This window comes from Wolbachia endosymbiont of Drosophila pseudotakahashii (assembly GCF_026015925.1).
In the GTDB taxonomy this organism is placed as follows: domain Bacteria; phylum Pseudomonadota; class Alphaproteobacteria; order Rickettsiales; family Anaplasmataceae; genus Wolbachia; species Wolbachia pipientis.
In genome coordinates, this window is record NZ_CP110359.1 from 600,883 (window position 1) to 625,322 (window position 24,440).

General features: G+C 34.1%; 22 protein-coding genes and 8 pseudogenes. 16 read left to right on the forward strand and 14 right to left on the reverse strand.

Going from position 1 to position 24,440, the window contains the following annotated elements; all coding sequences use genetic code 11:
* Window positions 1-48 precede the first annotated feature (48 nt).
* From ONI09_RS03155 to ONI09_RS03180, 5 genes and pseudogenes are all read left to right on the forward strand, one after another.
* Window positions 49-258, forward strand: a complete 210-nt coding sequence (locus ONI09_RS03155; RefSeq protein WP_265014384.1) for a tail protein X — start codon at window positions 49-51, stop codon at window positions 256-258.
* Window positions 259-1,194, forward strand: a pseudogene (locus ONI09_RS06830) (phage tail protein).
* Window positions 1,195-1,250: 56 nt separating this feature from the next.
* Window positions 1,251-1,772: an ankyrin repeat domain-containing protein gene (locus ONI09_RS03170; protein WP_265014418.1), complete on the forward strand. Its 522-nt coding sequence runs from the start codon at window positions 1,251-1,253 to the stop codon at window positions 1,770-1,772.
* Window positions 1,773-1,826: 54 nt separating this feature from the next.
* On the forward strand, window positions 1,827-2,054 hold the full coding sequence (locus ONI09_RS03175) for a hypothetical protein (protein ID WP_007302999.1): 228 nt from the start codon (window positions 1,827-1,829) through the stop codon (window positions 2,052-2,054).
* 20 nt (window positions 2,055-2,074) lie between these two features.
* Window positions 2,075-2,995 (forward strand): patatin-like phospholipase family protein, encoded by a 921-nt coding sequence (locus ONI09_RS03180; RefSeq protein ID WP_265014387.1) that lies wholly within the window; start codon window positions 2,075-2,077, stop codon window positions 2,993-2,995.
* 54 nt (window positions 2,996-3,049) lie between these two features.
* On the opposite strand, the gene wmk (ONI09_RS03185) is transcribed toward ONI09_RS03180, so the two are convergent.
* The 4 genes and pseudogenes from wmk (ONI09_RS03185) to rnhA (ONI09_RS03200) form a co-directional block, all read right to left on the reverse strand.
* The gene (wmk, locus tag ONI09_RS03185; RefSeq protein ID WP_265014388.1) at window positions 3,050-3,952 is read right to left on the reverse strand and encodes a WO male-killing family protein Wmk; all 903 of its coding nucleotides are present in this window, start codon (window positions 3,950-3,952) and stop codon (window positions 3,050-3,052) included.
* A gap of 49 nt (window positions 3,953-4,001) precedes the next feature.
* A pseudogene (wmk, locus tag ONI09_RS03190) lies at window positions 4,002-4,937 on the reverse strand (WO male-killing family protein Wmk).
* Between the two features lie 68 nt (window positions 4,938-5,005).
* Complete coding sequence (mutL, locus tag ONI09_RS03195) at window positions 5,006-6,805, reverse strand: DNA mismatch repair endonuclease MutL (protein ID WP_265014389.1); 1,800 nt, start codon at window positions 6,803-6,805, stop codon at window positions 5,006-5,008.
* Complete coding sequence (gene rnhA, locus ONI09_RS03200; protein ID WP_266408201.1) at window positions 6,796-7,332, reverse strand: ribonuclease HI; 537 nt, start codon at window positions 7,330-7,332, stop codon at window positions 6,796-6,798. The genes mutL (ONI09_RS03195) and rnhA (ONI09_RS03200) overlap by 10 nt, the downstream gene beginning before the upstream one ends.
* A gap of 418 nt (window positions 7,333-7,750) precedes the next feature.
* Between rnhA (ONI09_RS03200) and ONI09_RS03205 the strand changes: the two are divergent.
* Window positions 7,751-8,011 (forward strand): annotated as a pseudogene (locus tag ONI09_RS03205) (Rpn family recombination-promoting nuclease/putative transposase); the annotation flags it as partial.
* A gap of 6 nt (window positions 8,012-8,017) precedes the next feature.
* Here the strand turns inward: ONI09_RS03205 and ONI09_RS03210 are convergent.
* Both ONI09_RS03210 and ONI09_RS03215 read right to left on the reverse strand, forming a co-directional pair.
* A complete protein-coding gene (locus ONI09_RS03210) occupies window positions 8,018-8,506 on the reverse strand; it encodes a transposase (RefSeq protein WP_323132836.1) in 489 nt (162 codons plus the stop codon).
* Window positions 8,425-8,790, reverse strand: coding sequence for a transposase (locus ONI09_RS03215; RefSeq protein ID WP_265013742.1), 366 nt, complete (start codon window positions 8,788-8,790; stop codon window positions 8,425-8,427). The genes ONI09_RS03210 and ONI09_RS03215 overlap by 82 nt, the downstream gene beginning before the upstream one ends.
* A gap of 58 nt (window positions 8,791-8,848) precedes the next feature.
* On the opposite strand from ONI09_RS03215, the pseudogene ONI09_RS03220 reads away from it, so the two are divergent.
* From ONI09_RS03220 to ONI09_RS03240, 5 genes and pseudogenes are all read left to right on the forward strand, one after another.
* A pseudogene (locus ONI09_RS03220) lies at window positions 8,849-9,502 on the forward strand (Rpn family recombination-promoting nuclease/putative transposase); the annotation flags it as partial.
* Between the two features lie 411 nt (window positions 9,503-9,913).
* Window positions 9,914-11,302, forward strand: coding sequence for a hypothetical protein (locus ONI09_RS03225; protein ID WP_265014390.1), 1,389 nt, complete (start codon window positions 9,914-9,916; stop codon window positions 11,300-11,302).
* A gap of 10 nt (window positions 11,303-11,312) precedes the next feature.
* Window positions 11,313-13,484, forward strand: coding sequence for a hypothetical protein (locus tag ONI09_RS03230; protein WP_265014391.1), 2,172 nt, complete (start codon window positions 11,313-11,315; stop codon window positions 13,482-13,484).
* A gap of 484 nt (window positions 13,485-13,968) precedes the next feature.
* The gene (locus ONI09_RS03235) at window positions 13,969-14,334 is read left to right on the forward strand and encodes a transposase (RefSeq protein WP_265013742.1); all 366 of its coding nucleotides are present in this window, start codon (window positions 13,969-13,971) and stop codon (window positions 14,332-14,334) included.
* A gap of 20 nt (window positions 14,335-14,354) precedes the next feature.
* Window positions 14,355-14,741, forward strand: coding sequence for a transposase (locus ONI09_RS03240; protein WP_406848661.1), 387 nt, complete (start codon window positions 14,355-14,357; stop codon window positions 14,739-14,741).
* Window positions 14,742-14,747: 6 nt separating this feature from the next.
* Here ONI09_RS03240 and ONI09_RS03245 read toward each other — a convergent pair.
* Window positions 14,748-15,008: pseudogene (locus ONI09_RS03245) on the reverse strand (Rpn family recombination-promoting nuclease/putative transposase); the annotation flags it as partial.
* Window positions 15,009-15,426: 418 nt separating this feature from the next.
* Here ONI09_RS03245 and rnhA (ONI09_RS03250) point away from each other — a divergent pair.
* From rnhA (ONI09_RS03250) to wmk (ONI09_RS03265), 4 genes and pseudogenes are all read left to right on the forward strand, one after another.
* Window positions 15,427-15,963, forward strand: coding sequence for a ribonuclease HI (gene rnhA, locus ONI09_RS03250; protein WP_266408201.1), 537 nt, complete (start codon window positions 15,427-15,429; stop codon window positions 15,961-15,963).
* Window positions 15,954-17,753, forward strand: a complete 1,800-nt coding sequence (gene mutL, locus ONI09_RS03255) for a DNA mismatch repair endonuclease MutL (RefSeq protein ID WP_265014389.1) — start codon at window positions 15,954-15,956, stop codon at window positions 17,751-17,753. Before rnhA (ONI09_RS03250) ends, mutL (ONI09_RS03255) begins: the two co-directional genes overlap by 10 nt.
* Window positions 17,754-17,821: 68 nt before the next feature.
* Window positions 17,822-18,757 (forward strand): annotated as a pseudogene (gene wmk, locus ONI09_RS03260) (WO male-killing family protein Wmk).
* Window positions 18,758-18,806: 49 nt separating this feature from the next.
* Window positions 18,807-19,709, forward strand: a complete 903-nt coding sequence (wmk, locus tag ONI09_RS03265; protein ID WP_265014388.1) for a WO male-killing family protein Wmk — start codon at window positions 18,807-18,809, stop codon at window positions 19,707-19,709.
* A 54-nt stretch (window positions 19,710-19,763) separates the two neighbouring features.
* Here wmk (ONI09_RS03265) and ONI09_RS03270 read toward each other — a convergent pair whose 3' ends face one another.
* The 6 genes and pseudogenes from ONI09_RS03270 to ONI09_RS06940 all read right to left on the reverse strand — a co-directional run bounded on the left by ONI09_RS03270 (window position 19,764) and on the right by ONI09_RS06940 (window position 22,853).
* Entirely contained in the window at window positions 19,764-20,684 is a 921-nt protein-coding gene (locus ONI09_RS03270; RefSeq protein WP_265014387.1) for a patatin-like phospholipase family protein, read from the reverse strand.
* 20 nt (window positions 20,685-20,704) lie between these two features.
* Window positions 20,705-20,932 (reverse strand): hypothetical protein, encoded by a 228-nt coding sequence (locus ONI09_RS03275; RefSeq protein WP_007302999.1) that lies wholly within the window; start codon window positions 20,930-20,932, stop codon window positions 20,705-20,707.
* A gap of 54 nt (window positions 20,933-20,986) precedes the next feature.
* Entirely contained in the window at window positions 20,987-21,508 is a 522-nt protein-coding gene (locus tag ONI09_RS03280; RefSeq protein ID WP_265014418.1) for an ankyrin repeat domain-containing protein, read from the reverse strand.
* A gap of 56 nt (window positions 21,509-21,564) precedes the next feature.
* A pseudogene (locus ONI09_RS06835) lies at window positions 21,565-22,500 on the reverse strand (phage tail protein).
* Complete coding sequence (locus ONI09_RS03295) at window positions 22,501-22,710, reverse strand: tail protein X (protein ID WP_265014384.1); 210 nt, start codon at window positions 22,708-22,710, stop codon at window positions 22,501-22,503. It abuts the pseudogene before it with no gap.
* Window positions 22,707-22,853, reverse strand: a complete 147-nt coding sequence (locus ONI09_RS06940; RefSeq protein WP_406848660.1) for a phage tail protein — start codon at window positions 22,851-22,853, stop codon at window positions 22,707-22,709. The genes ONI09_RS03295 and ONI09_RS06940 overlap by 4 nt, the downstream gene beginning before the upstream one ends.
* Before the next feature lie 181 nt (window positions 22,854-23,034).
* Between ONI09_RS06940 and ONI09_RS03300 the strand changes: the two are divergent.
* Window positions 23,035-24,038 (forward strand): annotated as a pseudogene (locus ONI09_RS03300) (IS110 family RNA-guided transposase).
* Between the two features lie 23 nt (window positions 24,039-24,061).
* Here the strand turns inward: ONI09_RS03300 and ONI09_RS03305 are convergent.
* Window positions 24,062-24,433, reverse strand: a complete 372-nt coding sequence (locus tag ONI09_RS03305) for a phage tail protein (RefSeq protein WP_065095214.1) — start codon at window positions 24,431-24,433, stop codon at window positions 24,062-24,064.
* Window positions 24,434-24,440 lie beyond the last annotated feature (7 nt).

The following is a 24,440-nucleotide window of genomic DNA, read 5'->3' on the forward strand; positions in this document are numbered from 1 at the left end:
CACGATAGCAAAAAAGGTTGAATTTAGATTAAGTTTAAGGCGTTATGTATGACAGCATATTATGTAGCCGGAGAAAATGAAATGTTGGATTACATATGTTTTAAACACTATGGATATAGCTCTGGAGCAGTAGAAATAGTATTGGAGGAAAACCCTGGACTTGCAGATTATGGAAGTTTTTTGCCTGCAGGATTAAAGATCAGGTTACCTAGAATACAAGAGCAATTAAAAAAATCGAAGTTAAAAGTGTGGGAATAAATGGAACCTGAATTTAGCATTGAAGGAATAAAAGATCATGTAATATCGGTGCATATTACTGATGAATCTAGTACTATAGATGATATCGCAGAGGTATGTGTTGATTATGGCAATGAAAATGTAGAAGTTCCAAATGAATTGAACATAGCACTAGGTTATAAGGAAACGGGAATCTTTCCAATGGGTGTATATACAGTCAATGAAGTTACGATACAAGGCCCACCTAAGACCCTACTAATAAAAGCTCATGCAACAAATTTAAGAATATCTTTGAAGGCAAAAGTATCAAAAGAATGGCACCAAATTACCATAGAAAACTTAGTAAAAGAAATAGCTCAAAAACATGGATATGGATACAAAGTCGCTGAGGAATTTAAGGATATATTGATACCCCACATCAACCAAATAGATGAAAGTGATATCAGCTTGTTAACTAAAATAGCAATATAAAACGAAGCAATGGCAAAATTAGCTGGTGGGTATATATTATTTATTTCAAAAAACATGGCAAAATCAGCCACAGGAAAAGCTTTAGGAACAACGAATATTAGACCTCAAGACACAATTAATTGGAAAGTGCATTTTACCGTACGTGATAAGTATAATTCAGTAGTGGCAAAGTGGCATAGCTATGAAAAGGGCGAAACTATTAAAGAAACAGTTGGTAGCGGTGAGCCAAGTTATATTATGCTGGAACTTTACTCAAATGCAGAGTCAGCACTAAGTGCAGCAAATGCCAAGTTGAAACAATTGAAGCGTAACAATGAAACTTTAGATGTAACTATGCCTGGTAATCCTCAAATTTTTGCAGAAGCTAAACTTAATCTTCTAGGTTTTAATCAAGCGTTAGATGGTGAATGGATAATTAATAGAGCGGAGCATACTTTAAATAGCTCGGGTTACCTTACTATGTTGTCAGCATCTTTGAGTAAGTAATGTTAAGAAAAAAATGAGTAATGATCTATTTAATATGAAGAAACTGTGTGCCAAATATGAAAAAAATAAAGTATAATGAAAGAGATAAACTACATTTCGTATGGTTCATACTATTAATAGTATGCGTTGTTATTACTTATTGCTATCAAAAATCTAAAGCTACAGATAATTATAACAAAACATTACAAGTGGCTGCTAGTAATTGCAACTTAGAAATAGTAAAACTTTTAGTAAAGGATATGGCTCCAAACTTGAGTGGAACAACGTTACATTATGCAGCAAGAAAAGGATGTTTAGACATTATCAGATTTTTAATAGAAGAGGAAAAAGTAAATATAAACGCACTTGATAGAAATGCATTTAAAAGAATAGCTTTACATCACGCTGCAGGTGAAGGACACCTAGAAGTTATTAAGTTTTTATTGGAGAAAGGCGCAAATCCTAATATTAGAGATATAGATGGAAAAAACCCAAGAGATGTAGCTGTGCTAAGATCACGGCACAATAAAGATAAACCATACGATGAAATTATACACTTGCTCTATAATGCTGAAAAAGAACACGAATCTGAGCAGTAATATTTCGTAACCGGAAACAAGAAGTAGTTGAAAGATTACACAGTTAGGAGAAACATGCAAAATCAAAAAATCCCAATTACAGTAATTATCACGTTATTAATACAAACAGTAGCATTTATATGGTGGTTATCCAAGCTAGACTCAAGGGTACAATTTCACGATAAACTTATTGAATATGGTTTAATGGAAAAAGTGTTAGTACTTGAGGAAAGGGTAAAAAATCTTTCTGAGGAATTGGATGAGTTTAAATTACACGTTCTAAGCGGAAAAATTAAATCTTAATACCTTTACCCAAATTCACAATGATTAAATATATTTTATCCGTTGATGGAGGTGGCATTAGAGGCATCATACCAGCCATTATTCTAGCAGAAATAGAGCAAAGGACAAGAAAACCGATAGCTGAAATCTTTGATCTTATGGCAGGGACCTCAACCGGTGGAATTGTTGTAGCTGGATTATGTAAAAAAGATAAACCTCAATATTCTGCTAATGATTTAGTCGAGTTCTATCGGGAATATGGACCATATATTTTCAAGTCTTCATTTTTTAGGCGATCAATATTATCTTGGTTTAACTGTGCACAATACCCATATAAAAATATTGAATTTGTATTGGACAAATATTTTGGTGATGATACTCTACAAAACACTTTAAATAATGTACTGCTTACCAGTTACAACATTCAGAATAATTACCCATTTTTCTTCAAAAGCTGGAAAGAAGGTAATATTAAGCTGAAAGATGCACTCAGAGCTGCAACGGCTGCACCTACTTACTTTGCACCTAAATATCTTAAAATCAACCACAAGGAAATGGTATTAGTGGATGGCGGGGTATTTGCAAATAATCCAGCGGCTTGTGCATATGCAAGTGGTAAGAGGTTATTTCCAAATGATGATATTCTACTGTTATCGATAGGTACTGGAAGAACAGATAGAAGCATAGAGTATGCCAATTCAAAGAGATTTGGAAAAATAGGCTGGATAAAACCACTATTACATGTGATGTTTGCCTCAAGCTTAGATTCAGTAAATTACCAACTTGATCAAGTTATAGGTGATAAATATATACGCATACAATCGCAATTAAAAATAGCATCACCTGACATGGATAATATTACATCAAAAAATATCAAATCTCTTCAGCAAGAGGCAAGTAAAATGATAGAGGACAATCAAAAAGTGATAGAGAAATTCTGCATAGAAGTGTTAAATATATAACTATCTTTACTTATATCTTAATATAATATTTCTCAGTACCGTCTTTAACACAATTCAATTTTCACACTCATCAGCAGTTAGGCCACTTGCTCGCAAAATAACATCAGTAGAAACACCTGCCTTTGCTAGATTTTTCGCAACTTTGATTTTTTCTATTTTTTTAACCTTTTCTTTACTATCCTTCATACTCCTAGATAAAAATTTTACTAATCCATTTACTAATTCCTGCTCTTCAGTTTTTCTTAGTAAAGTGAGTAGTTCACTATCTTCATTTGTTTTAGGTAGCAGAACTTTAATATTCACTGATAAGTGTTCTGCTATTTGATATAATTTGTCAAATGATATGGCAGTGTATCCTCTTTCATAATCGTGTATTTCCTTGAGCGTTAAATCAACTTTATTCGCCAAATCTTTTTGAGTATATCTCCTTATCAACCTCCATTCTCTTATTCTTTGTCCTATTCTGTAATATATAGAGTCAGTGCAGACTTCTTTTCTTGTATCATTATATTCGTAAGTAGATAAGCCGGTTGCTTGGGAAATAATATCAGTAGAAACTCCTTCTTTAACTAGATTTTTTGCTACCTCTAATCTTGCCTCCTCTTGATTGATTTTCTCGCTAATATGAACAAACCTGACTAATGAAGGTACTATTTTACCTAACTTTTGATCCTCGTATATTTTCGTTAGATAGAGTATTTCTTCGTCTTCATCTTTATACTCTCTTACTACTACTGATTCAGGTAGCAGATCTATAACAGTAGATGATAATGCTTTTGCTATTATATATAATACTTCAACAGGAATAGCGCTATAGCCACTTTCATAGCTGTTTACTTCTTGGTATGTTAAACCTATTTGACTTGCTAATCCTATTTGAGTATGACCTCGCATTAACCTACAATTTTCTATTTTTTGCCCTATTCTATAACTAACATTGCTTGCAGAAACAAACACATATACCTCCATTTAAGAAAAAACTTTATTGCTATAATTTTTTTACGAGCTATCCATCTAAAACCATATCAATGGATAAACCTACTGCTTGCAAAATAATATCAATAGAAATTCCCCCTTTTACTAGATCCTTTGCAACTTTAATCCTTTCTATCTCTCTCACTTTCTCCTCACAAATACGTATTCCCTCAAACAGAGATTTTATTAGTGCATGACGTAGTTTTTGGCTCTCAATTTCTTTGTATTCTTTAATCAAATCAAGCAGCTCATTTTCCACTGTACTACCTTCATCTTTCTCTATTAGTAGATCTGTAATATTAATCGATAACGCCTCTGCCATTTCATATAATTTATCAAGTGGAACAGCAGTCCTTCCTTGCTCATAGTTGCTTATTTCGTCACGTGTTGTACTCATTTTTTCTGCTAAATCTTTTTGAGTATACTCTCTCACTAGCCTCCATTCTTTTATCTTCTTTCCTATTTAGCAGTAAATAGAACCTCCTTTTTCTTCAACGCATTCATCAGCAGAGAGGCCAATTGTTTTTGCAACAATATCAACAGAAACTCCTGCTTTAACCAAACCTTTTGCAATCTTTATTTTCTCTGCTTTTTTACTACTTTTCTCACCAACTCGGGTAAATTTTGTTAGCAAGTAAAACACCTTGCGCAACTCTTGATCATTAATCGTTTTATATTTTCTTACTAGATTTAATATTTCCTCTTCTTCGTTTTTAAGGCAAATTTTTTCACTTGATACAGGAATAAGATCTATGATGCCAACTGATAACACTTCTGCTATAGCATACAATTTCTCAATCGAAATTTTACGTATTCCTTTTTCATATTGTAGTACTATTTGATACGTTACGCCGATTTTTCCCGCTAAATCTTTTTGAGTATACCCCTTTGCTAACCTACGATTTCTTACTTCCTGTCCTATTACTTTGTAATCTAAAAAATTAGAGCATTTATTCTCTTTTCTCACATCTTATACCTCATAATCAGAAGAACTATTACGTATACTTAATTGGCAACCTTTTTGACAAACTGAACTCATCTCCTTTCAAATAATTTTTCTATATCACTTAGTTTCATTTCTATATACGTTGGTCTTCCGTGATTAGAATATGGAGTTTTCTCAATTTGTCTTAGTATCTCATTCATCTCTTCCAATTTCATTTTTCTTCCTGCTCCATGGCAAGCGATTGTGGCTGATATTTTATTCACCTTATCCTCTATTGGTAGCGTATCTTCTATTTCCGTTAATTTATCTACTATATCAATAGTTATCTCCTTTACATCTATTGTTCCCAAGATTGCAGGAATTTCTTTTACCTTCACTTTATCTTCTGATTCTATTTCAATACCAAAACCCATTTCAAAAAGCTTATCTTTATACATTTTAACCATCTCCATTCCAGCTTGGTTTTCGATTTTAACTGTTTCAGGAAGAAGAAGTTTTTGTCTTCTTATGCTTGATTTTTGCTTTAAGCGCTCGTAGATCAACCTCTCATAGGCTGCATGTTGATCTACTATAATCAGCCTATCTCCAGCCTCAGCAATAATGTAAGTATTGTGGACCTGACAGCGTGCATATCCTAAAGGATGATCCTTTACCAAATCAATTTGCTTCCTTTCTAAAACCATCGTTCCCTTTTGGGATGGAGATTCTCCATATTTAAACGTTCCTGGTAAGCTTTGCCTTCTTTCATCTGGTGCATTGAATTCTTTCATTAGACGATTTTCTAAAAGACTTGGCCTCTTTTCATAAAACTCTTTTTGATTTTTTTTCTCTTTACTATCAACCTGCTCTTGGCTTTTACTATCATTGAAAATTAGCTCCTCTTCAATACCTTGACCACTCGCTGCAAACCTCGTTGATAGTGTTTTTATTATCCCTCTTCTCACTATTTCATATATTAGCCTTTTATTCTGAAATCTTACTTCTGATTTATTTGGATGCACATTTACATCTACTTGATCGTATGGTATCTCCAAGTGCAGCGCTGCAAAAGGATACCTCCCAACTGGAATAAAATCTTGATACGCATATCGAATTGCACCTATAAGTAGATTGTCTTTTATTGGCCTTCCATTAACAAACGTATAGATCTGAGTTGAATTGCCACGACTAATAGTTGGTTTACGGATGTATCCCGTAAGTTTGATGCCGTCTTCTTCCTCTTTAACTTCCAGCGAATTGCTCTGAAATTCTTCTTCTATTTCACATAGTCTGTTAAATAATGAAGTTTGCTTAATATATTTTAAGAGCTTTTTATTACCGGAAGTAAGAGTAAATCCAATACTATAGTTAATCATTGCTATGTTATTTACAATATCAACTATAGCTTGTGTTTCTGCCCTTTCGGTTTTTAGAAATTTTAGTCTATTTGGAGTCGCAAAAAATAAGTCACGAACTTCAATATATGTACCCTGCAGTAAAGAATAAGGGGTAATCTCTCTTATTTTTTCTCCCCCCTCATAACTTATAGACCATGCTTCATTTACTCTTTTTGCTTTCGATGATAGCCTAATTCTACTCACTGCTGCAATTGAAGGCAAAGCTTCTCCTCTAAACCCAAGGTGTTTGATTTCTATTAACTCACTATCGCTTAATTTTGAAGTAGCGTGGCGCATAAACGCAAGTTGCAAATCTTCCTTTTCTATTCCATTTCCATCATCTGTCACAGTTATAAGATTGCGCCCACCACTTTCTATTTTGATCTCTATTTCTGAACTTCCAGCATCTATTGCATTTTCTACTAATTCCTTTACTACACTTGCTGGCCTTTCGATTACTTCACCCGCTGCTATACGGTTTATTGTTTTTGTATCTAAAAGAATTATTGCCATAATACCCCACCCAATCTATGAAACTTAGAGTTCCCTCTATTTTTTGGTGATTTCTTGACCTCACAATCTCTATATTTTAGCTTTTTAGATTCCTTTCTAGCAAGTCTATCTGTCTCCTCATTGTACATATTACCGTTGTGAGCTCTAACCCACTTCCAATTAATATCATGCTGCAAAGCAACTTCTTCTAGTTTCTGCCATAATTCCCTGTTCTTCACTGGCTTTTTATTGGCTGTCTTCCAACCATTTACCTTCCATTTATTGATCCACTCTGTTATACCTTGCTTAATATACCGACTATCAGTGTGTAAAATAACTTTGCAAGAAACTTTCAACATCTTTAGCCCGTTAATCACAGCCTTTAACTCCATTTTGTTATTCGTTGTGTTTTCTTCACCTCCAGAGATGCGTTTTTTGATAAAGACACTTTTATTTTCATACATCACCACGGCTGCCCATCCACCAGGCCCCGGATTTCCAGAACATGCTCCATCTGTATATATTATAACCTTCTTTTTTTTGCCCATACTTACAGGATATAGATTCAACGTAAATTTGCTACCGAAATATGTTGATATTATTTTTTGAATATTTTAAAATGTAAGGTGTGAGAGATTGACAAACCTGTCCTCACGATGTTAGGTAAATCGTAATTGAGCTTTTAGGCTCGTATTTTTATTAGGAGGTTAGTCTCTCATACCCAAAATAATTGTTTTTAAAGCTCTTTATAACTCATGAATTCATTTGCTGGGGTTTATAGAGGGAGTTGTAAAAGATGATAGAAATATAACATTAAGGTGCGTGGTAGCATTCTAGGGTCATTTATGAAGGTAGTTTTTTGCCAACTCTTGAAATTTAGCTAACTTTAATAGACTTTAGCACAAAAACGTTGAATATTTCTTCACAATTGTGTATAATTACCAATACTTTTTAAGTGGATTCCTTATGGCTATTTCTAAGTTTCTTGATCCTAAAAAGGATATATCGTTCAAGCGCATCTTTGGCACTGAAAAAAATAAGGACATTCTTATTCACTTCCTTAATGATATCCTTGGCTTCACTGGCAAAAGTACAATAAAGGATATAGAGTTCTTAAGTACTATTCAAGACCCTGATATTGCTTCTAAAAAACAAAGCATTGTTGATGTTCTTTGTAAGGACTCTCAAGGCTCCAGGTATATAATAGAAATGCAGTTCACTAAGAGCATGTCTTCAAACTGAAGAATGAGCTAATTTGTGAAGCATAATAGTGATCATATTAAAGAAGATATTGTTTTTTGAGATAAGAGGAGAATGCTCGTAATCTTTACTCATGCGCCTGAAATTGGAAAGCCAGGCAAAAGTTCTCTCAACAATCCAACGTTTGGGAATAACTTGAAATCCTGTATCAACTATTTTCTTGGCAATCGTTAATAAACATCCCGTTTCCAATAAGCATCTGTTTTGTAATTTACCTATGTACCCTTGATCAGCAAAAAACTTACGTAAAGTTGGAACTTTGCATTTAGCTTGGGCAAAAAGATTTAGAGCACTATCACGATCTTGAATACTTGCACTGTGTACTTCAGCAGCAATTACAAGACCCACAGTATCCACAATAATATGGCGTTTTCTGCCCTTTATTTTCTTTCCAGCATCGTATCCTCTAGATCCCCTTTTTGAGTCGTTTTTACTGACTGGCTGTCTATTATTCCAACTGATGGAGTTTCATTCTTACCAATTATCTCTCTTACTTTTTTAACTAGAAAATCATGAATTTCTTGCCATATTCCACTTTTTTTCAAGCGCGAATTACAGCTATACACAGTTTTCCATGGTGGAAAATCTTTAGGTAGTTGTCTCCATTGACAGCCTGTTTTCATCACATAGCGGATTGCATTAATAATTGTTCTAATATTATATTTTCTTGGTCTGCCGGTCTTTTTGGCTTCAAAATATGGCTCTATTATTTTCCATTCTTTGTCACTTATGTCGCTTAGGTACATTTAAAATTTATCTTATACCACACTTCTTACCTCTTTTCTACTTATTTTGAAGACATGCTCTAAGACCAAAGGTTTCGAAAAGCGTGCTCAATATTATGCTGCTAAAGCCTATATAAAGCAGGCAAACAAGGGTGAAGAGTATCATAATCTTAAGGAAGTTATCTTCATTGCTATTGCTGATTTTATTTTGTTTCCTAATAAACAAGCTTATAAGTCAGATCATGTTACTCTTGATAAAATTACTTATGAGAACGATCTTAAAGACTTTAGTTTTACATTTGTAGAGCTGCCTAAATTTAAAAAGACCAAAGAAGATCAGCTAGAAAACATAGTCGAAAAATGGATATACTTTTTTAAATATGCAAATGAAACCAGTGAGGAAGATTTGCAGAAAATAATAGGTAGTGATGTAATTATTGGTAGAGCTTACAATGAGTTAGATCAGTTTAATTGGACTGAAGATAGGCGTTTAGCTTACGATCAATCTAAAAAACGCACTGATGATTATCACTCTACTCTTTCTCAAAAATTCAATGAAGGCATCAAAATCGGCGAGGAGAGAGACAAAGCTGAGGGAATAGCTGAAGGTGGAAAACAAGCTAAGATCGAAGTAGCAAAGAACCTACTTGAGGACAATGTTCCTATTGATGTTATCTATCGAACCACAGGACTTCCTATTGATAAAATTAAGGAACTTGCATCACAGGAGTAACTTCACATCAGATTTCAATTATGAAGAAAGAGGAATGAAAAATAGAAAATTTCTACGCTTCGTTTAATACATAATTAAGAGTAGAGAAATGCACAAAGTTTATATGGATTTCATATGCATACTCTGATCCTGCTTTCTTGAATATCACAGAATTATTTTTTCTCTTTGTATGCTGCTAGTAGACTTCTTTAACAATCAGTTTATGATGAAAATTTCTAGGAAAAGTGCACAGCAGAATATTCTAATATATTTGAGGAACATATACAAATTTTAACGATAAAATTAACATCAAAAATCAAGTCTCAAAAGAAGTTTAACGAAATCATTCTCCTATTTTTACAAATTAAGTGTTGCAATCCCATTCCAGTTTAGCATAATGCTAAATAGGTTTAGTAATATATGGAGGGTTAAGTGCCAAAAAAAGTTTCGCGAAAGGCAGAGCGTCATGCTGCTATAGTCAAAAATTTACAAAGTAATATCTATGAAGATAGGAATCCAAGCATTACTGCTGGAAGGCGCTTAGCTGTTGAAAGATGGGTAAGAACCTATATCAGACATGTAGAATATCTAGAGGATGGTGAGTTGCAATTCTTATACAATGTGTTTCGTGACGAGAATTGTTGGTTAGGTGCAAGATTAAATAATACAATGCTAGGGCAAAAACTCACTGAAGAAAAAGTAAGTGAAATAGAGAATCCGTTTTCCAGATATGATATGGCATGCAGGTACTGCATAGTAGATGAAATTCAGAAATTCTTTGATGAGCAATTTGACTCTTACAAGCAAGGATTTTCGTCTGGATTAGATGATGATAGTAAGCCTGTGACAGATGAATATATAAGAAAGGAGCTTCTAGATTACATGGGAAGTCAAGATCCTGTATTAAGCTTTTGGATTAATAAAGACTCAGGGAAATTTCAAAATCCACAGAACAATGAGGAATGTTTTCAAAGAGCTTTAGAACTCGAATGGAGCGAGGGATTAGATTATTTCAGTCACCGCTTAAGACAACAAGGAAAAGATAGTACAAATCTTCTGATTAAGACAATTACTGAGCTATCAGGTGCGCAAACCAAGGAAAGTATTGCTGCCATATTAGATTTTTGTCTGCGTAATATAGGTAATAAAAATCCTTTATTAGATGAACTATCAAGGAAAGATAGGGGGGTATATTCTCTTTTTAGAATATTGGTGCGTTGGAGTTTTTTTGATACAATTCAAGATATAATTCCAATATTTAAAGATAAAATGCTAGAGGGTAAAATGCTATCACCACAAGATTATGCTCTCCTTCTTTCCTTACTTTCGGATAAAGTTATTGAAAGCCCTACCTTAGGTTCTCAAGCTAGAAAGATTATGATGAATCTTATAAAATGTGGTAATTTTAGTATCCAGGAAGGAAAAGAAGAAAAGGCTGCTGTCTTTTTTTGCGGTGGGATTGTTCCAATTGACCATGCACTTTCAGGATTGATTATTGATTGGGTAAATGATAACGAAACAGATAGTACTAGAGATGTAAAAAAGGATGAAATATTAGAAATACTACAATTTGCTAAAAAGTTTTGTTCAGATACAGACTTTGGAAATTTTAAGAAATCTATAGTTAACAATCTAAATATGGTTAGCAGACACGGCATGAAAGATGACATGAATTATGATAAATTTGCAGAAAAACTTTTTTCTGAGTTAGAAAAAAAAGTTTCCCCTTATTCTCAAGGTGGTGATTCTTGTAGCTCTGGCAGCCCAAAGTCTGTATTAGGTGGTGCTGGAGTTAGTGGATTTTCTTATCACAGAAAATAGAGGTATTTATATGCATGGTAATGGTGAAAATATTGGATTAATTAGAAGCTTATTGAATGGAGATTGTCAGGGTTTTATGGATAGATTTGAATCTTTTTTAGATCAGAGTCCGTCTTTTTTACATTCAGTTAGCAAAGATCGCTTCTTTCCGGCGTTCTTTTTTGGCATGTTTGCTACTGCGCATGATGCTGGTATCACAAACAATAATGAAAGAATTTTCTTTCGCTTTGATAATAATCCAGATAATCCTAGAAGAGGAAATTTAAAAATTGCTGTTCTAACTAGAGATAGTAATAACAGACGGATAGTACGGTGTTATACTATTGCTGATAGGGGGAACAGCGTTGGTTCAAGATTTAGTCTAGAGGAGAGAGAGTGGATAGAGCGACATGAACTGCAAAATGGTCCTGCTAAGAGAAAAAAACTAGAATTAGAATGGGAAGAGTATAAGACATTTGTATGGGCAGAAAATCTAGGGGAAGATGAAGAAGAGGAAGCAGTAAGGTGCAGGCAATTTGTTGATATCGAAGCATTTACCGGAGAATCAGTATCTCCATGTAATGGTTTCATGGAAGTTGCCAGAACTGAACAACAGGGCTTCTTATCAGATCTTATAGCAGAGCTAGCAAGTAATGATGCAGATAATGTAATGGGTGTTACTAGGAGAATTTTGCAGTACGTTGTTGGTATTTATGATAGATATGGTGCTGTGCTAGGTTTTGATGGTAGAGAATCTGATTATCATGGCTTTCTGTCGGGCTTTTTGATGAATTTTAGGTACCGCCATGCAGTTGGTATTTATCTTGAATTGTTTGTAGGAGGAGGATATACAGATATTACTTTTCTTGTGCGTGGTGTGCAAAGATTGGGTGATTCTGTGCCTATCATAATTGAGCTTAAGGCAGGAAGAAGAAGTGCTGCAGATGCATTAGAGCAAGCAGAAAATTACGTTAACACATGTCCTGTTTCATCTGTATCTATTCATACTTCGTCGGAGAATGCTGTTTGCGTAGGGTTAAATTTTGATCTTAACCGCATGCGTTTTCAACTTAGCGTAGAAAACTTTTTAGAGAGAGAACCTTCTTTACTAGAGAGGTTATTTCAACCTATTGGAGTTGATGAGAGTGTGAGAGACTTTCTATTATACCCATTATTTGGTTTGCCTGCTGTACCTGATGTTAGAGGTAGAAATAGTAGGTTATTTTCCTATACAACGGGATTTGTTTTTGGAAGTACTGCATTTGCCAGAGGAACTGTGACAATAAGAGGAAATCGCGTAAGAGTAACTAAGCACTTATTTCAGTATAGTAATCATGATAATAACAGAATGCTAGGTCCACATGGAGGTATTGCTAATGTAAATATTGGAGAGCGTATATTAACTATGATTCTTTATGCACCAAGTAGAAATATGGTTGTTGTGTTTAATATATGCAATATGTTAACTCATCAGTTTCCACCTGGTGCTATCAGTCTATTAAATTGGCCAAGTGCTAGAGTGAATGAGATAGTATGTACATTGGATCCAACTAGGAGAGACGAAGATGATCTTGGTCTTGCTGTTACTGTATCAAGTTTTCAATCCCCTAATGTTTATTTGCAGAATAGGAATAATGTATCTTTTCAAGGTAATTTTTTTCAGGTAGGCGGTGTCGGCGATGTACGAAGGATTGCAAGTATAATGATGAATACTGGTTGGCAAGATATAAATAGGCATCAGGAACTATTTCAAGCCATTTCCCGTGTGCTATTTCCACTAAGGTGGATAGTGAATAGAAATGATGCTCAGGAAGTTGGGTTTCACTCTATATTGCACGGATTATTTTATGCTTGTGATAATCCTGCTAGGTTAGTTATTGAGTTTCAGTTGGGAGGAAGAAAGCTGGATCTGGTATTGTTGCGATCTGCAGGAAGCGTTGGAGGTACTCACCCAACTGGAATAGAGCTAAAATTTGCTACAGCAGCACATGAGTTACGGCAGAAAATTGCTAATGCAGATGAACAGTTAGATCGTTACATGCATTGTAGGGGATTTAAGCGTGTTACTGATGGTGATACGGTAGTTCTATCATATGCCATATTTAATGATTACGCGCGAGTGCCAAACACTCTTATATCGAACCCACATGTTCTTCGTGTGAAAAATCCTCTAGAGCATAGCTCTATACGTGAATTTCCTTAATATATCAGGATGTGCGTGATATGGTTAAGTCTTTTGTTGATAGTGAGTTAGTTGCAGGGCAAAATTTTCTTTTCTTGAGTTTTTACTAGAGGTTGCAAGCAACTAAATGGATTCTTGAGCTTGAAGGTGGAAAACTTAGAATGTACGTTATTTTCTAAAAAGTTTGTGTGTGATTTGCTTTGCAAAATTTTCTGCAAGTGTTGATAAAAATTTTTTTATTGCTTACTTTACTATACATGTGATTCAATGTTCTCTCTTTCTCAATCATATATGGACCTTTACATAAACAAAAATCGCTAAGAAATTATCTAAAACAGCCAATTTTTCCAATCTACCATAACGAAACAGAGAGCGAGTTCGAATTGTATGGTAACCTCCACTTTCTTCTATAGTTGGTACAAGAAGTTCAAAAAAAGATACCTAAGAGCATGTCTTCAAAATAAGTAGAAAAGAGGTAAGAAGTGTGGTATAAGATAAATTTTAAATGTACCTAAGCGACATAAGTGACAAAGAATGGAAAATAATAGAGCCATATTTTGAAGCCAAAAAGACCGGCAGACCAAGAAAATATAATATTAGAACAATTATTAATGCAATCCGCTATGTGATGAAAACAGGCTGTCAATGGAGACAACTACCTAAAGATTTTCCACCATGGAAAACTGTGTATAGCTGTAATTCGCGCTTGAAAAAAAGTGGAATATGGCAAGAAATTCATGATTTTCTAGTTAAAAAAGTAAGAGAGATAATTGGTAAGAATGAAACTCCATCAGTTGGAATAATAGACAGCCAGTCAGTAAAAACGACTCAAAAAGGGGATCTAGAGGATACGATGCTGGAAAGAAAATAAAGGGCAGAAAACGCCATATTATTGTGGATACTGTGGGTCTTGTAATTGCTGCTGAAGTACACAGTGCAAGTATTCAAGATCGTGATAGTGCTCTAAATCTTTTTGCCCAAGCTAAATGCAAAGTTCCAACTTTACGTAAGTTTTTTGCTGATCAAGGGTACATAGGTAAATTACAAAACAGATGCTTATTGGAAACGGGATGTTTATTAACGATTGCCAAGAAAATAGTTGATACAGGATTTCAAGTTATTCCCAAACGTTGGATTGTTGAGAGAACTTTTGCCTGGCTTTCCAATTTCAGGCGCATGAGTAAAGATTACGAGCATTCTCCTCTTATCTCAAAAAACAATATCTTCTTTAATATGATCACTATTATGCTTCACAAATTAGCTCATTCTTCAGTTTGAAGACATGCTCTTAGTGAACTGCATTTCTATTATATACCTGGAGCCTTGAGAGTCCTTACAAAGAACATCAACAATGCTTTGTTTTTTAGAAGCAATATCAGGGTCTTGAATAGTACTTAAGAACTCTATATCCTTTATTGTACTTTTGCCAGTGAAGCCAAGGATATCATTAAGGAAGTGAATAAGAATGTCCTTATTTTTTTCAGTGCCAAAGATGCGCTTGAACGATATATCCTTTTTAGGATCAAGAAACTTAGAAATAGCCATAAGGAATCCACTTAAAAAGTATTGGTAATTATACACAATTGTGAAGAAATATTCAACGTTTTTGTGCTAAAGTCTATTAAAGTTAGCTAAATTTCAAGAGTTGGCAAAAAACTACCTTCATAAATGACCCTAGAATGCTACCACGCACCTTAATGTTATATTTCTATCATCTTTTACAACTCCCTCTATAAACCCCAGCAAATGAATTCATGAGTTATAAAGAGCTTTAAAAACAATTATTTTGGGTATGAGAGACTAACCTCCTAATAAAAATACGAGCCTAAAAGCTCAATTACGATTTACCTAACATCGTGAGGACAGGTTTGTCAATCTCTCACACCTTACATTTTAAAATATTCAAAAAATAATATCAACATATTTCGGTAGCAAATTTACGTTGAATCTATATCCTGTAAGTATGGGCAAAAAAAAGAAGGTTATAATATATACAGATGGAGCATGTTCTGGAAATCCGGGGCCTGGTGGATGGGCAGCCGTGGTGATGTATGAAAATAAAAGTGTCTTTATCAAAAAACGCATCTCTGGAGGTGAAGAAAACACAACGAATAACAAAATGGAGTTAAAGGCTGTGATTAACGGGCTAAAGATGTTGAAAGTTTCTTGCAAAGTTATTTTACACACTGATAGTCGGTATATTAAGCAAGGTATAACAGAGTGGATCAATAAATGGAAGGTAAATGGTTGGAAGACAGCCAATAAAAAGCCAGTGAAGAACAGGGAATTATGGCAGAAACTAGAAGAAGTTGCTTTGCAGCATGATATTAATTGGAAGTGGGTTAGAGCTCACAACGGTAATATGTACAATGAGGAGACAGATAGACTTGCTAGAAAGGAATCTAAAAAGCTAAAATATAGAGATTGTGAGGTCAAGAAATCACCAAAAAATAGAGGGAACTCTAAGTTTCATAGATTGGGTGGGGTATTATGGCAATAATTCTTTTAGATACAAAAACAATAAACCGTATAGCAGCGGGTGAAGTAATCGAAAGGCCAGCAAGTGTAGTAAAGGAATTAGTAGAAAATGCAATAGATGCTGGAAGTTCAGAAATAGAGATCAAAATAGAAAGTGGTGGGCGCAATCTTATAACTGTGACAGATGATGGAAATGGAATAGAAAAGGAAGATTTGCAACTTGCGTTTATGCGCCACGCTACTTCAAAATTAAGCGATAGTGAGTTAATAGAAATCAAACACCTTGGGTTTAGAGGAGAAGCTTTGCCTTCAATTGCAGCAGTGAGTAGAATTAGGCTATCATCGAAAGCAAAAAGAGTAAATGAAGCATGGTCTATAAGTTATGAGGGGGGAGAAAAAATAAGAGAGATTACCCCTTATTCTTTACTGCAGGGTACATATATTGAAGTTCGTGACTTATTTTTTGCGACTCCAAATAGACTAAAATTTCTAAAAACCGAAAGGGCAGAAACACAAGCTATAGTTGATATTGTAAATAACATAGCAATGATTAACTATAGTATTGGATTTACTCTTACTTCCGGTAATAAAAAGCTCTTAAAATATATTAAGCAAACTTCATTATTTAACAGACTATGTGAAATAGAAGAAGAATTTCAGAGCAATTCGCTGGAAGTTAAAGAGGAAGAAGACGGCATCAAACTTACGGGATACATCCGTAAACCAACTATTAGTCGTGGCAATTCAACTCAGATCTATACGTTTGTTAATGGAAGGCCAATAAAAGACAATCTACTTATAGGTGCAATTCGATATGCGTATCAAGATTTTATTCCAGTTGGGAGGTATCCTTTTGCAGCGCTGCACTTGGAGATACCATACGATCAAGTAGATGTAAATGTGCATCCAAATAAATCAGAAGTAAGATTTCAGAATAAAAGGCTAATATATGAAATAGTGAGAAGAGGGATAATAAAAACACTATCAACGAGGTTTGCAGCGAGTGGTCAAGGTATTGAAGAGGAGCTAATTTTCAATGATAGTAAAAGCCAAGAGCAGGTTGATAGTAAAGAGAAAAAAAATCAAAAAGAGTTTTATGAAAAGAGGCCAAGTCTTTTAGAAAATCGTCTAATGAAAGAATTCAATGCACCAGATGAAAGAAGGCAAAGCTTACCAGGAACGTTTAAATATGGAGAATCTCCATCCCAAAAGGGAACGATGGTTTTAGAAAGGAAGCAAATTGATTTGGTAAAGGATCATCCTTTAGGATATGCACGCTGTCAGGTCCACAATACTTACATTATTGCTGAGGCTGGAGATAGGCTGATTATAGTAGATCAACATGCAGCCTATGAGAGGTTGATCTACGAGCGCTTAAAGCAAAAATCAAGCATAAGAAGACAAAAACTTCTTCTTCCTGAAACAGTTAAAATCGAAAACCAAGCTGGAATGGAGATGGTTAAAATGTATAAAGATAAGCTTTTTGAAATGGGTTTTGGTATTGAAATAGAATCAGAAGATAAAGTGAAGGTAAAAGAAATTCCTGCAATCTTGGGAACAATAGATGTAAAGGAGATAACTATTGATATAGTAGATAAATTAACGGAAATAGAAGATACGCTACCAATAGAGGATAAGGTGAATAAAATATCAGCCACAATCGCTTGCCATGGAGCAGGAAGAAAAATGAAATTGGAAGAGATGAATGAGATACTAAGACAAATTGAGAAAACTCCATATTCTAATCACGGAAGACCAACGTATATAGAAATGAAACTAAGTGATATAGAAAAATTATTTGAAAGGAGATGAGTTCAGTTTGTCAAAAAGGTTGCCAATTAAGTATACGTAATAGTTCTTCTGATTATGAGGTATAAGATGTGAGAAAAGAGAATAAATGCTCTAATTTTTTAGATTACAAAGTAATAGGACAGGAAGTAAGAAATCGTAGGTTAGCAAAGGGGTATACTCAAAAAGATTTAGCGGGAAAAATCGGCGTAACGTATCAAATAGTACTACAATATGAAAAAGGAATACGTAAAATTTCGATTGAGAAATTGTATGCTATAGCAGAAGTGTTATCAGTTGGCATCATAGATCTTATTCCTGTATCAAGTGAAAAAATTTGCCTTAAAAACGAAGAAGAGGAAATATTAAATCTAGTAAGAAAATATAAAACGATTAATGATCAAGAGTTGCGCAAGGTGTTTTACTTGCTAACAAAATTTACCCGAGTTGGTGAGAAAAGTAGTAAAAAAGCAGAGAAAATAAAGATTGCAAAAGGTTTGGTTAAAGCAGGAGTTTCTGTTGATATTGTTGCAAAAACAATTGGCCTCTCTGCTGATGAATGCGTTGAAGAAAAAGGAGGTTCTATTTACTGCTAAATAGGAAAGAAGATAAAAGAATGGAGGCTAGTGAGAGAGTATACTCAAAAAGATTTAGCAGAAAAAATGAGTACAACACGTGACGAAATAAGCAACTATGAGCAAGGAAGGACTGCTGTTCCACTTGATAAATTATATGAAATGGCAGAGGCGTTATCGATTAATATTACAGATCTACTAATAGAGAAAGATGAAGGTAGTACAGTGGAAAATGAGCTGCTTGATTTGATTAAAGAATACAAAGAAATTGAGAGCCAAAAACTACGTCATGCACTAATAAAATCTCTGTTTGAGGGAATACGTATTTGTGAGGAGAAAGTGAGAGAGATAGAAAGGATTAAAGTTGCAAAGGATCTAGTAAAAGGGGGAATTTCTATTGATATTATTTTGCAAGCAGTAGGTTTATCCATTGATATGGTTTTAGATGGATAGCTCGTAAAAAAATTATAGCAATAAAGTTTTTTCTTAAATGGAGGTATATGTGTTTGTTTCTGCAAGCAATGTTAGTTATAGAATAGGGCAAAAAATAGAAAATTGTAGGTTAATGCGAGGTCATACTCAAATAGGATTAGCAAGTCAAATAGGTTTAACATACCAAGAAGTAAACAGCTATGAAAGTGGCTATAGCGCTATTCCTGTTGAAGTATTATATATAATAGCAAAAGCATTATCATCTACTGTTATAGATCTGCTACCTGAATCAGTAGTAGTAAGAGAGTATAAAGATGAAGACGAAGAAATACTCTATCTAACGAAAATATACGAGGATCAAAAGTTAGGTAAAATAGTACCTTCATTAGTCAGGTTTGTTCATATTAGCGAGAAAATCAATCAAGAGGAGGCAAGATTAGAGGTAGCAAAAAATCTAGTTAAAGAAGGAGTTTCTACTGATATTATTTCCCAAGCAACCGGCTTATCTACTTACGAATATAATGATACAAGAAAAGAAGTCTGCACTGACTCTATATATTACAGAATAGGACAAAGAATAAGAGAATGGAGGTTGATAAGGAGATATACTCAAAAAGATTTGGCGAATAAAGTTGATTTAACGCTCAAGGAAATACACGATTATGAAAGAGGATACACTGCCATATCATTTGACAAATTATATCAAATAGCAGAACACTTATCAGTGAATATTAAAGTTCTGCTACCTAAAACAAATGAAGATAGTGAACTACTCACTTTACTAAGAAAAACTGAAGAGCAGGAATTAGTAAATGGATTAGTAAAATTTTTATCTAGGAGTATGAAGGATAGTAAAGAAAAGGTTAAAAAAATAGAAAAAATCAAAGTTGCGAAAAATCTAGCAAAGGCAGGTGTTTCTACTGATGTTATTTTGCGAGCAAGTGGCCTAACTGCTGATGAGTGTGAAAATTGAATTGTGTTAAAGACGGTACTGAGAAATATTATATTAAGATATAAGTAAAGATAGTTATATATTTAACACTTCTATGCAGAATTTCTCTATCACTTTTTGATTGTCCTCTATCATTTTACTTGCCTCTTGCTGAAGAGATTTGATATTTTTTGATGTAATATTATCCATGTCAGGTGATGCTATTTTTAATTGCGATTGTATGCGTATATATTTATCACCTATAACTTGATCAAGTTGGTAATTTACTGAATCTAAGCTTGAGGCAAACATCACATGTAATAGTGGTTTTATCCAGCCTATTTTTCCAAATCTCTTTGAATTGGCATACTCTATGCTTCTATCTGTTCTTCCAGTACCTATCGATAACAGTAGAATATCATCATTTGGAAATAACCTCTTACCACTTGCATATGCACAAGCCGCTGGATTATTTGCAAATACCCCGCCATCCACTAATACCATTTCCTTGTGGTTGATTTTAAGATATTTAGGTGCAAAGTAAGTAGGTGCAGCCGTTGCAGCTCTGAGTGCATCTTTCAGCTTAATATTACCTTCTTTCCAGCTTTTGAAGAAAAATGGGTAATTATTCTGAATGTTGTAACTGGTAAGCAGTACATTATTTAAAGTGTTTTGTAGAGTATCATCACCAAAATATTTGTCCAATACAAATTCAATATTTTTATATGGGTATTGTGCACAGTTAAACCAAGATAATATTGATCGCCTAAAAAATGAAGACTTGAAAATATATGGTCCATATTCCCGATAGAACTCGACTAAATCATTAGCAGAATATTGAGGTTTATCTTTTTTACATAATCCAGCTACAACAATTCCACCGGTTGAGGTCCCTGCCATAAGATCAAAGATTTCAGCTATCGGTTTTCTTGTCCTTTGCTCTATTTCTGCTAGAATAATGGCTGGTATGATGCCTCTAATGCCACCTCCATCAACGGATAAAATATATTTAATCATTGTGAATTTGGGTAAAGGTATTAAGATTTAATTTTTCCGCTTAGAACGTGTAATTTAAACTCATCCAATTCCTCAGAAAGATTTTTTACCCTTTCCTCAAGTACTAACACTTTTTCCATTAAACCATATTCAATAAGTTTATCGTGAAATTGTACCCTTGAGTCTAGCTTGGATAACCACCATATAAATGCTACTGTTTGTATTAATAACGTGATAATTACTGTAATTGGGATTTTTTGATTTTGCATGTTTCTCCTAACTGTGTAATCTTTCAACTACTTCTTGTTTCCGGTTACGAAATATTACTGCTCAGATTCGTGTTCTTTTTCAGCATTATAGAGCAAGTGTATAATTTCATCGTATGGTTTATCTTTATTGTGCCGTGATCTTAGCACAGCTACATCTCTTGGGTTTTTTCCATCTATATCTCTAATATTAGGATTTGCGCCTTTCTCCAATAAAAACTTAATAACTTCTAGGTGTCCTTCACCTGCAGCGTGATGTAAAGCTATTCTTTTAAATGCATTTCTATCAAGTGCGTTTATATTTACTTTTTCCTCTTCTATTAAAAATCTGATAATGTCTAAACATCCTTTTCTTGCTGCATAATGTAACGTTGTTCCACTCAAGTTTGGAGCCATATCCTTTACTAAAAGTTTTACTATTTCTAAGTTGCAATTACTAGCAGCCACTTGTAATGTTTTGTTATAATTATCTGTAGCTTTAGATTTTTGATAGCAATAAGTAATAACAACGCATACTATTAATAGTATGAACCATACGAAATGTAGTTTATCTCTTTCATTATACTTTATTTTTTTCATATTTGGCACACAGTTTCTTCATATTAAATAGATCATTACTCATTTTTTTCTTAACATTACTTACTCAAAGATGCTGACAACATAGTAAGGTAACCCGAGCTATTTAAAGTATGCTCCGCTCTATTAATTATCCATTCACCATCTAACGCTTGATTAAAACCTAGAAGATTAAGTTTAGCTTCTGCAAAAATTTGAGGATTACCAGGCATAGTTACATCTAAAGTTTCATTGTTACGCTTCAATTGTTTCAACTTGGCATTTGCTGCACTTAGTGCTGACTCTGCATTTGAGTAAAGTTCCAGCATAATATAACTTGGCTCACCGCTACCAACTGTTTCTTTAATAGTTTCGCCCTTTTCATAGCTATGCCACTTTGCCACTACTGAATTATACTTATCACGTACGGTAAAATGCACTTTCCAATTAATTGTGTCTTGAGGTCTAATATTCGTTGTTCCTAAAGCTTTTCCTGTGGCTGATTTTGCCATGTTTTTTGAAATAAATAATATATACCCACCAGCTAATTTTGCCATTGCTTCGTTTTATATTGCTATTTTAGTTAACAAGCTGATATCACTTTCATCTATTTGGTTGATGTGGGGTATCAATATATCCTTAAATTCCTCAGCGACTTTGTATCCATATCCATGTTTTTGAGCTATTTCTTTTACTAAGTTTTCTATGGTAATTTGGTGCCATTCTTTTGATACTTTTGCCTTCAAAGATATTCTTAAATTTGTTGCATGAGCTTTTATTAGTAGGGTCTTAGGTGGGCCTTGTATCGTAACTTCATTGACTGTATATACACCCATTGGAAAGATTCCCGTTTCCTTATAACCTAGTGCTATGTTCAATTCATTTGGAACTTCTACATTTTCATTGCCATAATCAACACATACCTCTGCGATATCATCTATAGTACTAGATTCATCAGTAATATGCACCGATATTACATGATCTTTTATTCCTTCAATGCTAAATTCAGGTTCCATTTATTCCCACACTTTTAACTTCGATTTTTTTAATTGCTCTTGTATTCTAGGTAACCTGATCTTTAATCCTGCAGGCAAAAAACTTCCATAATCTGCAAGTCCAGGGTTTTCCTCCAATACTATTTCTACTGCTCCAGAGCTATATCCATAGTGTTTAAAACATATGTAATCCAACATTTCATTTTCTCCGGCTACATAATATGCTGTCATACATAACGCCTTAAACTTAATCTAAATTCAACCTTTTTTGCTAATCCACAGGGAAAATACGACGTTTGCTTTTCTTCTAATCGTGTAATTACAAACTGCCCTTGTATCTTGTCAAAAGCATCTAATGTTTTAAGCTTATGCATTAGATGGAGAAGGGAAGAACTTTGTAAATTGCCCTAGATACAAAATCTGTGTTTTAGAAAAGAGCTCCCTTCTCAAAAGTAGAGGCTGGACGGTATCGTAGAAAGACCTAAATGGTTCTAATTCTGTATTCACAAGGTTAGCCTTACTTTTCATTTTAAATGGTAACGTATGAGGTTATATATGATCAACAACTTTTTAGGTATAGACATATCAAAAGATCGCTTTGATATTTTTCTCTCATTTATAAGTAAAAAAGGAAAACGTGAAACTAGGAAAAGGAGCTTTAAGAACGATGATCATGGGTTTCAAGGTCTGCTGAGCTTTCTACAAAAACATAATATAGAACAAGCAAAAGCCTGCATGGAAGCTACTGGTTGTTATAGTGAAGCTCTGGCTGAATTTCTACACAATGCTGGACATTTTGTTAGTGTTGTAAATCCTTATTGTATTAAGTCTTATGCAAGGAGTAAGCTTGTACGACAAAAGAATGACCAGATTGATGCAGAGATTATTGCCAAAGACAGGAACCAACTCGCTGGACACCACCTTCTTCTGAAAAGAAAAAATTAAAGCATCTTTATCGTTGCTCAGCTGCATTAAAAGATGGATTAACATTCGTAAATAATCATTTAGAAAAGAAGGAGAGACTGCCTGAAGAAGTTGCAAATGCTTGGGAAAACCTTGCAGTGAACATAGAACAATCAATAGAAACAATAAAAAACTCCATACGTGAACTATTAAAACAGCACAAAGAGTTGTTGGAAAACTTTCAACTCTTATTGACTATTCCAGGAATAGGAGAGGAATCAGCAATAGCTATTTTAGCTGAAATTCCTGACATAAAAGCTTTTATAAATGCCAGACAATTGGCAGCATATGCTGGAACTATACCACGAAATATAACATCAGGATCATCTGTATATGCCAAGCCCAGATTAAGTAAATCAGGTTCACGAACATTGCGTAAAGCAATATATTTTCCCGCTATAGTAGCTAAAAATCACAACCCTATTATTGTGATTTATTGCGAGAGGTTAAAAGAGAAAGGCAAGCATAATATGGCAATTGTGGGAGCTGCAATGCGTAGGTTACTTCATGTAGTTTTTGGTGTTTTAAGTTCAAAAAAGGCCTTTGATCCAGATCATATCAAGAACTATAGAACTAGGAGGTTGACTGAAGTTTAAAATCAAAAATTGAATGTAGTTGGTTAGTGAATATGTGTACCACTATAACTCTTTAAACTTAAACTAAATTCAACTTTTTTCGGCAGCCCACCAGGAAAAAAAGATATCTGTCTTTCCTCTAATTGTGTAATCACAAACTGTCCTAAAAAATTACCTAAACTATCTACTAAAGTGTGTGGGATCTGATCTTTTTCAGCTTCTTTCATATTCTTTAGTTGATTTAGCCCCTTAAGACTATTAAGGTAAATGGTTATTTCTAGCTCTATATTTTCTACTCCTTGTCCTATGTTTTGAAGTGACGGCATTACATCAATACATTCAATTACGCTCCAGCGATTCTTTTTGTTATACTTTAAACTTGTTGGAACAAACTTATATGGACCAAAAGATAACATTTTTATA

What these genes read in the sequence shown, in the direction of transcription:
- ONI09_RS03155 (WP_265014384.1), top strand. Translation starts at nt 49, where the DNA reads ATGACAGCATATTATGTAGCCGGAGAAAATGAAATGTTGGATTACATA.
- ONI09_RS03170 (WP_265014418.1), top strand. Translation starts at nt 1,251, where the DNA reads ATGAAAAAAATAAAGTATAATGAAAGAGATAAACTACATTTCGTATGG.
- ONI09_RS03175 (WP_007302999.1), top strand. Translation starts at nt 1,827, where the DNA reads ATGCAAAATCAAAAAATCCCAATTACAGTAATTATCACGTTATTAATA.
- ONI09_RS03180 (WP_265014387.1), top strand. Translation starts at nt 2,075, where the DNA reads ATGATTAAATATATTTTATCCGTTGATGGAGGTGGCATTAGAGGCATC.
- mutL (WP_265014389.1), bottom strand. Translation starts at nt 6,805, where the DNA reads ATGGCAATAATTCTTTTAGATACAAAAACAATAAACCGTATAGCAGCG.
- rnhA (WP_266408201.1), bottom strand. Translation starts at nt 7,332, where the DNA reads ATGGGCAAAAAAAAGAAGGTTATAATATATACAGATGGAGCATGTTCT.
- ONI09_RS03215 (WP_265013742.1), bottom strand. Translation starts at nt 8,790, where the DNA reads ATGTACCTAAGCGACATAAGTGACAAAGAATGGAAAATAATAGAGCCA.
- ONI09_RS03230 (WP_265014391.1), top strand. Translation starts at nt 11,313, where the DNA reads ATGCATGGTAATGGTGAAAATATTGGATTAATTAGAAGCTTATTGAAT.
- ONI09_RS03235 (WP_265013742.1), top strand. Translation starts at nt 13,969, where the DNA reads ATGTACCTAAGCGACATAAGTGACAAAGAATGGAAAATAATAGAGCCA.
- rnhA (WP_266408201.1), top strand. Translation starts at nt 15,427, where the DNA reads ATGGGCAAAAAAAAGAAGGTTATAATATATACAGATGGAGCATGTTCT.
- mutL (WP_265014389.1), top strand. Translation starts at nt 15,954, where the DNA reads ATGGCAATAATTCTTTTAGATACAAAAACAATAAACCGTATAGCAGCG.
- ONI09_RS03270 (WP_265014387.1), bottom strand. Translation starts at nt 20,684, where the DNA reads ATGATTAAATATATTTTATCCGTTGATGGAGGTGGCATTAGAGGCATC.
- ONI09_RS03275 (WP_007302999.1), bottom strand. Translation starts at nt 20,932, where the DNA reads ATGCAAAATCAAAAAATCCCAATTACAGTAATTATCACGTTATTAATA.
- ONI09_RS03280 (WP_265014418.1), bottom strand. Translation starts at nt 21,508, where the DNA reads ATGAAAAAAATAAAGTATAATGAAAGAGATAAACTACATTTCGTATGG.
- ONI09_RS03295 (WP_265014384.1), bottom strand. Translation starts at nt 22,710, where the DNA reads ATGACAGCATATTATGTAGCCGGAGAAAATGAAATGTTGGATTACATA.
- ONI09_RS06940 (WP_406848660.1), bottom strand. Translation starts at nt 22,853, where the DNA reads ATGCATAAGCTTAAAACATTAGATGCTTTTGACAAGATACAAGGGCAG.
- ONI09_RS03305 (WP_065095214.1), bottom strand. Translation starts at nt 24,433, where the DNA reads ATGTTATCTTTTGGTCCATATAAGTTTGTTCCAACAAGTTTAAAGTAT.